The sequence below is a fragment of the Hylemonella gracilis ATCC 19624 genome, assembly GCF_000211835.1.
Lineage (GTDB): Bacteria > Pseudomonadota > Gammaproteobacteria > Burkholderiales > Burkholderiaceae_C > Hylemonella > Hylemonella gracilis.
Genome location: NZ_AEGR01000110.1, coordinates 1 through 9,343, shown reverse-complemented (window position 1 = coordinate 9,343; position 9,343 = coordinate 1). Strand labels below are relative to the sequence as shown.

Genomic DNA, 9,343 nt, shown 5'->3' with positions numbered 1-9,343 from the left:
ACTGCCGAACTGCCGAACTGCCGAACTGCCGAACTGCCGAACTGCCGAGCACGCGCGACTCGCATCGCCCCGCATACATGACGCCGGGGCGAGTCTGATGGCTCAGCGGCGCTGGTACTGCGTCGAGCCGTAAAGCACTTCTCGCTCCTTCGCGCTGGGAGCAGGACTGGTCTTACGCAAATGCGCCAGGATTTCCAAACCGCGTTCCACGGCCGGGCGGGCGGCGATTTTGTTGAACCAGGCTTCCAGGTGGGGGTAGTCGCTCAAGGTGATGCCTTGGCCTTGCCAACCGCGTAGCCAGGGAAACACCGCGATGTCCGCGATCGAATAGTCTGGGCCCCCCAGCCAGGTGCTGTGCGCGAGACGTTTGTCGATCACTCCATAGAGACGCTGCGCTTCATTGGTATAGCGCTTGATGGCGTACTCAATTTTTTCGGGCGCGTACAGCCGGAAGTGGTGAGCTTGGCCCAGCATGGGGCCCACACCCCCCATCTGAAACATCAGCCATTGCAGCACCTCGTATTTGCCACGGACATCGGTGGGCATGAACTTTCCGAACTTGCCCGCGAGGTAGAGCAGGATCGCCCCCGACTCGAACAGACTGATGGGCTGCCCGTCCGGTCCTTGGCTATCCACCAGGGCCGGGATCTTGTTGTTGGGGCTGATCTTGAGGAACTCAGGCTTGAATTGATCGCCTTCGCCGATGTTGATGGGGTGTGCGTGCCAATCGCGACCCTCTCGCAGGCCGCACTCTTCCAACATGATGTGAACCTTGTGGCCATTGGGCGTGGGCCAGGAATAGACGTCGATCATGAAAAACTCCAGGTCGAAGAAAGCGCAAGCCGCGCCTCGGCGCGGCTTGCACGAAGCAGGAACTGCGCGATTGTGCTTCGTTTCCGCGGTCTGCGTCAGCAGCCTCGGGTGACCGGGGGCTCAACGGCCTTGGTGACGGGCGCGTACTTGCCGAGTTCCCACTTGGCGATGGCATTGCGATGCACTTCATCTGGTCCGTCGGCGAAGCGCAAGGTGCGGGCGTTCGCCCAACTGTAGGCGAGTGGGAAATCCTGGCTGAGTCCCCCACCGCCATGGACCTGCATCGCCCAGTCGATCACCTGGCAAGCCATGCTCGGTGCCACGACCTTGATCATGGCAATCTCCGTCTGGGCGACCTTGTTGCCCACCGTGTCCATCATCCAGGCCGCCTTGAGCGTGAGCAGGCGCGCCATGTCGATCTGGCAGCGCGCCTCGGCAATTCTCTCTTGCGTCACCGTCTGCGCGGCCACGGGTTTGCCGAAAGCCACGCGTGTGGAGGCGCGCCGGCACATGTATTCGAGCGCGCGCTCCGCCTGGCCAATCAGCCGCATGCAGTGGTGGATGCGGCCTGGGCCCAGACGCCCTTGCGCGATCTCGAAACCCCGTCCCTCGCCGAGCAATATGTTGGAGGCAGGAACACGGACGTCTTTGAAGTCCACTTCCATGTGCCCGTGCGGGGCATCGTCATACCCCATGACCGTCAGTGCGCGCATCACGGTGATGCCTGGCGTGTTTGCGGGCACCAGCACCATGCTCTGTTGCGAGTGGCGCGCCGCCTCCGGGTCAGTCTTGCCCATGACGATGTAGATGGCGCAGCGGGGGTCGCCCGCGCCAGAGGTCCACCACTTGCGACCGTTGATGAGATAGTTTTCTCCCGTCTGGCCGCGCGCGCGCTCGATGCGCGTGGCGATGTTGGTCGCGTCGCTGGAGGCCACGTCGGGCTCGGTCATCGCGAACGCGGAGCGGATCTTCCCTTCCAGCAGCGGCCTCAGCCATTGGGCCCGGTGTTCCGCGCTGCCATAGCGCGCGATGGTCTCCATGTTTCCGGTGTCGGGTGCGGAGCAGTTGAAGACTTCGGAGGCCCAGGGCACTCGCCCCATGATCTCGGCCAGCGGCGCGTACTCCTGGTTGGTGAGGCCCGCGCCGCCCCAGTCGGTGCCGTTGACGCCCGCGATTTCCGCGCTGTCCCGAGGCAAAAAGAGGTTCCATAGTCCTTCGGCCCGGGCTTTCTCCTTGAGTTGATCGATCAGGGGCAGGGGAGTCCAGCGCTTGCCCGCCGCGGTGTGGGCGGCAAGCTCCGCGTGGTAGGTCGGCTCATGGGGGTAGATGTGATCCTCCATGAAGCGTTGCAGCCGCGCTCGCAAGGCTTGCGTCCGGGGGGAGTAGTCGAAATCCATGGCGTCTCCTTGGGGATCGTGTGTCGGGTGAGTCGGGCGGTGCGTCAGCGCTGTTGTGTCGCGAATTGCCAGGCCAGGGCAGCCATGGGCCGGGCGCCCGCGGCGGACTTGCGCGCTTGCGCGCTGGCGGCCGTGCCGTTCTCGACGCGTTTGGCGATGCCTTGCAAGATGGCGGCGATCCGGAACAGGTTGTAGGCCAGGTAGTAGTTCCAGTCTGCGCGCAGCGTCGCGGGGCTGATCCGTCCACCATGGTTGCCGGTGCGCTCGCAGTAAAGGGAGATGTACTCGTCCTCGAGTGGAATGCCCAGGGTCTTGAGGTCGAGGCCACCGATCCCGCGGAAATCGCCTGGCGGGATGTGCCAGGCCATGCAGTGGTACGCAAAATCCGCGAGCGGGTGGCCCAGGGTGGAAAGTTCCCAGTCCAGCACGGCGATGACCTTGGGTTCGACCGCATCGAACATCAGGTTGTCGAGCCGGTAGTCACCATGCACGATGCTGACCAGGCTGTCGTTCCGTGCGCTGGCGGGTAGGTGCGCGGGCAGCCAGTCCAGCAGTCTTTCCATCTCCTCGATCGGCTGGGACAGCTCACCCGCTCCGTCCGATGACGCGCGGTACTGCTTGCCCCAGCGCGTGATCTGGCGCTCCACATAGGCGCCTGGCCGGCCGTAGTCAGCAAGGCCCTGAGCCGTGAAATCCACCTTGTGCAGTGCCGCGATGACTCGGTTCATTTCCAAATAAATGGCACGGCGATCCGCGGGGGCCATGCCGGGCAGGGACTGGTCCCAGAGCACACGTCCCGGCATGAAGGCCATGATGTAGAAGGCGCGGCCAATGACGGTTTCGTCTTCGCACAAGGCCAGCATGTCCGGCACCGGAACCTCGGTGCCAGCAAGGCCCCGCATCACGGCGTATTCGCGCTCGATGGCATGGGCCGAGGGCAGCAGCTTGGCGACCGGCCCGGGTTTGGCCCTCATCACATAGCTGCGCGTGGGTGTGATGAGCTTGTAGGTCGGGTTGGACTGACCGCCTTTGAAGGACTCCACGGTCAGCGGGCCACTGAATCCCGGTAGGTTTTTCGTGAGCCAGGCTTGCAGGGCCCCCGTGTCCACGGCATGGGTGGGTGGCACGGGCCGCGTGCCGACATAGGGGTTGTCGCGTTCGGTGTCGGTCGTCGGCATGGTCTCCTCGCTTGTCTTGGTCTGTGCGTCATGCCCGGCTGGCCGCAGCGCCTAGGGTTCCTTGGTCTGCTCCGCTTCGACGATGTGCATCAAGGCTTCGCGACTGCGCACCACCAAGCCACCGGGTTCGATGCGTATGGCATCCTCGCGTTCCATCGCCTTGAGCTCCTGGTTCACGCGCTGGCGCGACGCGCCCAGCAATTGCGCCAGTTCTTCCTGCGCCAGGTGCAGGCCGATGCGTGTCTCGTTCGCCGCATGCAGCGATGGCGTGCCGTAGCTGCGCACCAAGTGCAGCAATTGCTTGGCCAGGCGCGCGCGCAGGGGCAGGGTATTGAGATCCTCCACCAAACCGTAGAGTGAACGAATGCGCCGTGCCTGCAGGCGCAGCAGGGCGGCGTACAACTCGGCATGCGTGTCCAGCAGTTTTTGGAAATCCGCCTTGGCCACGCGCAGTGTGCTGGTGTCGCCATGGGCATACGCGTCGTGCGTGCGCAGGTCGCCGTCGAACAATGCCGTGTCGCCCAGCCAAACCCCCGGCTCCACATAAGCCAGGGTGATCTGCTTGCCCGCCAGGGTGGTGGAGCTGACGCGGATGGCCCCCTTGGCGCAGGCGATCCAGTCCTCGGGCGGGTCGCCGCGGGCGGCCAGCAGCTCGCCGTCTTTGTGACGCATGACGTAGGCGCATCGAAGGATGTCGTGGCGTAGGGTGGGCGAGAGTGAGGAAAACCAGCGACCCCCGTTGATGGCGGTCCGTTCCTCGATGGTAAGTTTGGGTTCGTCCATGGTCTGTCCGCTGCGTGACTCGTGTGGGTTGGTGGGCTGGGGGCCTGTCCTGTGCGCGACGGTCGGTGACTCAGTTGTGCGGGGCTGGCATCCTCACCTCACTCAAACTCGGGCGCGCGGCGGCCCAGGAAAGCGGCGATGCCGATCCCCGCGTTCGGGTGATGCAGATTGCGCACGAAGTGGTCGCGTTCTTCCGCCAGCTGTGCGTGCAGGCTGTTGCGGGCAGCCGTCTCCAACAGCTCCTTACCACTGGCGAGCGCATTCGGGGCTTTGGCGTTCAGTTGCTCCGCTAGCGCCTGAGCGGTGTCCAGGGCATGTCCGGGCTCGCTGACGCGGTTGACCAAACCCAGCACATGCAGACGCGAGGCATGGATGCGCTCCGCCCCGAGCAACAGTTCGCTCGCCAGTTGCCTGGGCAAGGCCTGCGTGAGGTGCCAGCTGGCGCCGCCATCGGGCGAGAGGCCGACTTGGCCATAAGACATCACAAAGACCGCGTCGCTGGCCGCGACGATGAAGTCGCAGGCCAATGCCAGCGAAAACCCCGCACCCGCCGCAGCGCCCTCGACCGCAGCGATGACCGGCTTGGGGAAGGTGCGAATGGCTTCAATGAAGCTGTGCAACTGATCGATGCTCTGCGCTTGCACCGCTGGAACTTCTTGTCGGTTGGCGTGAAGGCGGTTCAGATCTCCCCCCGCGCAAAACATCGCACCTTCGCCGGTCAAGATGACGCTGTGGATGTCCGGGTTGCTCTCAGCGACGTTCAGCGCCTCGATGCCGGCGGCGTAGATGGCCGGGCCCAGCGCATTGCGCTGGCTCGGGTTGGAGAGGGTCAGCACCATGGTCTGTCCCTGACTGCTGCTTTTGAGTTGCGCGCTCATGGTTGCTTCGTTCGATGTGACTCGTGGGGCGTTTTCATTCTTCTTCGTGCAACAAGGACAGACCGATGGCGCCTCGTCGACGCAGCCAAGGACTGGGACGGTAGCGCGGGTCGCCGTACACCGTCTGCAGATTGAACAGCACTTCCAGCACATTGGTGGGGCCGTACCGGTCTCCCATGGCTAAGGGCCCCAGCGGATAGCCCAGGCCAAGAGTGACCGCGGTTTCCAGGTCGGCTGGCGTGCAGATGCGCTGCTGGCAGATGTCCGCCGCCACGTTCACGATGCCAGCGACCACGCGCTGCGTGACAAAGCCGCCGCTGTCGCGGATCACGCTGACGGCTTTGCCGTCGCGTGCGAACAGCGCGTGCGCGGCGTCTCGCATGTCACGCCGGGTGGCCGGGTTGGTGGCCAGCACGCGGCGCCGGGTCGCCGCGTCTTCGACCAGCAGGTCAATGCCGATGGTGCGCGCCGGGTCCAGGCGTTCGACCACGGCCACGGTGGTCACGTCATGGCCCAGCGGCGCGACCAGCGTGAGCGCCGTGGATGAAGGCGTTTGGCCGGTTTCGATCTTCGCGCCCAGGTCTTTCAGCAACTGGTACAGCTCGGCGCGGCGCGCGGCGCGTGAGGACACCCAGACGGGTGGCAGCTCCGCCAATTGTGGGACGGCCGGTTCGGGGGGCAGCTCAGCCTGGTCCTCCCGATAGCGGTAAAAACCTTCACCGGTTTTGCGACCCAGCAAGCCTCCCGCCAAGCGCTGGGCCGTGATGACGCTGGGGCGGTAGCGCGCTTCCTCGTAATACTGGCGGTAGATGGACTCCATCACCGGGTGCGACACGTCCAGAGCAGTCAAATCCATCAGCTCGAAGGGGCCGAGCTTGAAGCCGACTTGATCGCGCAGGATGCGGTCGATGGTCGCGTAATCGGCCACGCCCTCGCTGACGATGCGCAAGGCCTCGGTCCCGTAGGCGCGGCCGGCGTGGTTGACGATGAAGCCCGGTGTGTCCTGCGCCTGCACGGGCTGGTGACCCATTTGGCGTGCATAGGCTGCGAGTTGCTTGCAGACGGCGTGATCCGTTCTCAGGCCCGGGATGACCTCGACCACCCTCATCAGAGGCACGGGGTTGAAAAAATGGTAGCCCGCCAGCCGCTGCGGGTGCCGCAGCGCCGCGGCGATCGCCGTGACTGACAGGGACGACGTGTTGGTGGCGAGCACCGTCTGCGTCGTAACCACGGCTTCCAGCGCCACGAAGAGCTTTTGCTTGACCTCGAGGTTTTCGACCACGGCCTCAATGACCAGCTCGCAGTCCGCCAAGTCGTCGAGTTGCGTGGCAGCCCGCAGCCGGGCCTTGAAGGCGCTGGCGGCCTCCGCCGTGAGTTTGCCCTTGGCGACTTGCCGGTCCCACTGCTCGCCGATGGATCGCACGGCGCTGGCGACGGCTTCGGGGCGGGTGTCGTACAGGGTGACGGCAGAGCCCGCCTGGGCGGCGATCTGCGCTATGCCACGGCCCATGGCACCAACGCCGACCAGCGCGACGCGGGGGAAGACCGGCAAGGAATCCGTGGGTGATGTACTCATGTCGAGGATTATCGGAGCCTGCTCAGGTACCCAATTGGACCGCCGCGTGTCGCATCGGACAGGTCAGCGGGCCAAGGCCTCGGGATTCACGACATGGCTGGGCTGGCCTTTGAGGTAGTTGAGCAGGTTGTCAAAGGCCGCCCCAAAGTACTGCTCGTAGTTGTCCCGTTCGACGTAGCCGATGTGGGGTGTGCATATGCAGTTGCCCAGTCCGAGCAAGGGATGATCGCTTGCGATGGGCTCGGATTCAAACACGTCGATTGCCGCCAGGCCAGGACGGCCCTGGCGCAACGCGTGCGGCAGGGCGTCGGGTTCGATCAGCTCCGCACGCGAGGTGTTGACCAGCACGGCCGTGGGCTGCATGCGGGCCAGGTCCTGCGCGGTCACGAGGCCGCGCGTGGCCTCGTTCAGGCGCAAGTGCAAACTCAACACGTCACTGGCCGAGAAAAAATCCTCGCGGCTGGCGGCGGCTTCTAACCCGTCCAGCACGGCTTGCTGTCGTGAGGCCTCGCTGCCCCAGACCAGCACGCGCATGCCAAAGGCCCGTCCATAACCCGCCACCATTTGACCAATCTTGCCGTAGCCCCAGAGTCCCAATGTCCTGCCGCGCAAGGCCACACCCAGGCCGAAGGCGGGTGGCCAGCCGGTTTGCGCTTCCGTGGCTCCCACGGCTTTGTCAAACCCCGTTCTTTGCCAAATGCCTTGCTTCAGGTTGCCGATGTAATGCGGCAGCCTCCGTGTCGCGGCCATCACCAGCGCCCAAGTCAGTTCGGCCGGTGCAATCGGGCTGCCCGACCCCTCGGCCACGGCAATCCCCCGTTCTGTGCAGGCTGCCAGGTCGATGTGGGAGCCCATGCGCCCGGTCTGGCTGATGAACTTCAGCTTGGGGAGTTTGTCCAGCAGGGCGCGGTTGATGGCGGTGCGCTCACGGATGAGCACCAGCGCCTCGGCGTCACGCAAACGGATGGCGAGTTGCCCGAGCCCCTTGACGGTGTTGTTGTAGACCTTCCAAGGCAGCCCCGCCAATTTGTCGGCGCATTGAAGGTGGCGGACAACATCTTGGTAGTCGTCCAGTATCACGGTGTTCATGCACCTTATTGTGCATGCGGCACTTGACCTCGTCCGTCTTGCGCGTGACGGTCAGGGCTTGAGCCCGGCGTGGGCGACTGAGAGGCGGTCAGCATGGACCGCACAGGCGCCACGAAGGTCAGCGATGCTGCGTCGCAAGGCCCGCGGTCATGCGTTCCAGTTCGGCACAGACCTCCGCCATGCGGCCCGAAATGACCATGCGCTGAGCGATGGACGAGGGGTCATTCGACAGCATGCTGGACCGGGCGCGCACCACGCGCACCGACGGGCGGCTTGCCGCATGCAGAGGCGCCCTGAGGGACGATACGCCGCCGAGGGAAAAGAGCCGGGGAGAGGGCAAAGTCATCGCGGACATGGTGTGAACCTCACATCAGCATGGTGTTACGGATCAGGCCCACGGCCAGACCCTCGATTTCAAAAGCGTCACCGGGCTCGACCACGATGGGCTGGTAGTCCGGGTTCTCGGGCAGCAGCTCCACCACATCCTTGTTGCGGCGGTACCGCTTCACCGTGACCTCCTCGCCCAGGCGTGCCACCACGATCTGACCGTTCTTTGCTTCTTTCGCGGTCTGCACGGCCAACAAGTCGCCGTCCATGATGCCGGCATCACGCATGGACATGCCGCGCACTTTGAGCAGGTAGTCCGGCTTGCGCTGGAATAGCGAGCTCTCGACGTAGTAGGTCTGGTCCACATGCTCCTGGGCCAGGATGGGCGAACCGGCGGCCACCCGGCCGACCAACGGCAGGGCCAGTTGCGCCACGCCCGTGGCCACTTTTTCACCGATACTGGACAAGGACGACGACAGGGTGGCGCGCAGTGCCTTGCCTTTGAGCCGGATGCCACGCGAAGTGCCGCTGACCAGTTCGATCACGCCTTTGCGCGCCAGCGCCTGCAAATGCTCTTCCGCCGCGTTGGCGGATTTGAACCCGAGCTCGGTGGCGATTTCCGCGCGAGTAGGAGGTGCGCCCGTGTTGGCAATCGCGCTCTGGATCAGGTCCAGAATCTGCTGTTGGCGGGCCGTGAGCTTGGCGGGAGGGGCGTCTTGCGGCAAGTCCATGGTGGGGCTCCTGTATTGCTATCCAACTGTCTTCATATCCAGTAACTGTATTTTTCAACAGTTTTTCAGAGAATGCAAGCAAAAACTTCCGACAAGGCGCAAAAAATCGTGGTTCTCGGCACAGGAGGCACGATTGCCGGGCTTTCCACGCCAGAAAGGGGCGCTGGGGCTTATGTGGCGGGCCAGAAGCCGATCGAGGACCTGTTGGTCGGCCTGACCATTCCCGCCGCGCTGACCGGGCTCTCGATCGAAAGCGAGCAGGTCGCCCAGATCGACAGCAAGGACATGGACGTGCCAGTCTGGCAAGCCTTGTTGCGCCGGTGCCGCTACTGGCTTGAACAGGCCGAGGTGCGCGGGGTCCTCATCACCCATGGCACGGACACGCTGGAGGAAACCGCCTGGCTCCTGCACCTGGGGCTGGGGCCCTTGTTGCGTGCGCACCGTAAGCCGGTCGTTCTCACCTGCGCGATGCGGCCCGCCGATGCGCCGGACGCTGACGGTCCGGGCAATCTGCGGGATGCCCTGCAGGTGCTGGTCGACCCGCGGGCGCAGGGCGTGCTGGCGGGGGGCG

10 protein-coding genes are annotated in these 9,343 nt (G+C 64.6%); 1 reads left to right on the top strand and 9 read right to left on the bottom strand.

The features are described from left to right. Positions 1–102 precede the first annotated feature (102 nt). The 9 genes from HGR_RS16570 to lexA all read right to left on the bottom strand — a co-directional run bounded on the left by HGR_RS16570 (position 103) and on the right by lexA (position 8,772). Positions 103–813 (bottom strand): glutathione binding-like protein, encoded by a 711-nt coding sequence (locus tag HGR_RS16570; RefSeq protein ID WP_006299557.1) that lies wholly within the window; start codon positions 811–813, stop codon positions 103–105. Between the two features lie 95 nt (positions 814–908). Then, on the bottom strand, positions 909–2,210 hold the full coding sequence (locus HGR_RS16565; protein ID WP_006299556.1) for an acyl-CoA dehydrogenase family protein: 1,302 nt from the start codon (positions 2,208–2,210) through the stop codon (positions 909–911). Positions 2,211–2,254: 44 nt separating this feature from the next. Next, a complete protein-coding gene (locus HGR_RS16560; RefSeq protein WP_006299555.1) occupies positions 2,255–3,388 on the bottom strand; it encodes a phosphotransferase in 1,134 nt (377 codons plus the stop codon). Between the two features lie 51 nt (positions 3,389–3,439). After that, positions 3,440–4,171 (bottom strand): Crp/Fnr family transcriptional regulator, encoded by a 732-nt coding sequence (locus tag HGR_RS16555; RefSeq protein WP_006299554.1) that lies wholly within the window; start codon positions 4,169–4,171, stop codon positions 3,440–3,442. A gap of 98 nt (positions 4,172–4,269) precedes the next feature. Further along, a complete protein-coding gene (locus HGR_RS16550) occupies positions 4,270–5,049 on the bottom strand; it encodes an oxepin-CoA hydrolase, alternative type (RefSeq protein WP_006299553.1) in 780 nt (259 codons plus the stop codon). Positions 5,050–5,083: 34 nt separating this feature from the next. Then, entirely contained in the window at positions 5,084–6,625 is a 1,542-nt protein-coding gene (locus HGR_RS16545; RefSeq protein ID WP_081463576.1) for a 3-hydroxyacyl-CoA dehydrogenase, read from the bottom strand. A gap of 63 nt (positions 6,626–6,688) precedes the next feature. Then, positions 6,689–7,714 carry a D-2-hydroxyacid dehydrogenase family protein gene (locus HGR_RS16540; protein WP_006299551.1) on the bottom strand — a complete coding sequence of 342 codons (1,026 nt, stop codon included), beginning with the start codon at positions 7,712–7,714 and terminating at the stop codon, positions 6,689–6,691. A 118-nt stretch (positions 7,715–7,832) separates the two neighbouring features. Then, positions 7,833–8,069 (bottom strand): hypothetical protein, encoded by a 237-nt coding sequence (locus HGR_RS17450; protein WP_138922579.1) that lies wholly within the window; start codon positions 8,067–8,069, stop codon positions 7,833–7,835. Positions 8,070–8,079: 10 nt separating this feature from the next. Further along, complete coding sequence (lexA, locus tag HGR_RS16535; protein WP_006299549.1) at positions 8,080–8,772, bottom strand: transcriptional repressor LexA; 693 nt, start codon at positions 8,770–8,772, stop codon at positions 8,080–8,082. 72 nt (positions 8,773–8,844) lie between these two features. On the opposite strand from lexA, the gene HGR_RS16530 reads away from it, so the two are divergent. Beyond that, positions 8,845–9,343, top strand: a 499-nt coding sequence (locus HGR_RS16530) for an asparaginase domain-containing protein (protein ID WP_039853932.1), incomplete at its 3' end; no start/stop codon positions are given.

Coding starts and splice junctions, on each gene's coding strand:
- HGR_RS16550 (WP_006299553.1), bottom strand. CDS start 5,049: ATGAGCGCGCAACTCAAAAGCAGCAGTCAGGGACAGACCATGGTGCTG.
- HGR_RS16560 (WP_006299555.1), bottom strand. CDS start 3,388: ATGCCGACGACCGACACCGAACGCGACAACCCCTATGTCGGCACGCGG.
- HGR_RS16570 (WP_006299557.1), bottom strand. CDS start 813: ATGATCGACGTCTATTCCTGGCCCACGCCCAATGGCCACAAGGTTCAC.
- HGR_RS16565 (WP_006299556.1), bottom strand. CDS start 2,210: ATGGATTTCGACTACTCCCCCCGGACGCAAGCCTTGCGAGCGCGGCTG.
- lexA (WP_006299549.1), bottom strand. CDS start 8,772: ATGGACTTGCCGCAAGACGCCCCTCCCGCCAAGCTCACGGCCCGCCAA.
- HGR_RS16555 (WP_006299554.1), bottom strand. CDS start 4,171: ATGGACGAACCCAAACTTACCATCGAGGAACGGACCGCCATCAACGGG.
- HGR_RS16540 (WP_006299551.1), bottom strand. CDS start 7,714: ATGAACACCGTGATACTGGACGACTACCAAGATGTTGTCCGCCACCTT.
- HGR_RS17450 (WP_138922579.1), bottom strand. CDS start 8,069: ATGTCCGCGATGACTTTGCCCTCTCCCCGGCTCTTTTCCCTCGGCGGC.
- HGR_RS16545 (WP_081463576.1), bottom strand. CDS start 6,625: ATGAGTACATCACCCACGGATTCCTTGCCGGTCTTCCCCCGCGTCGCG.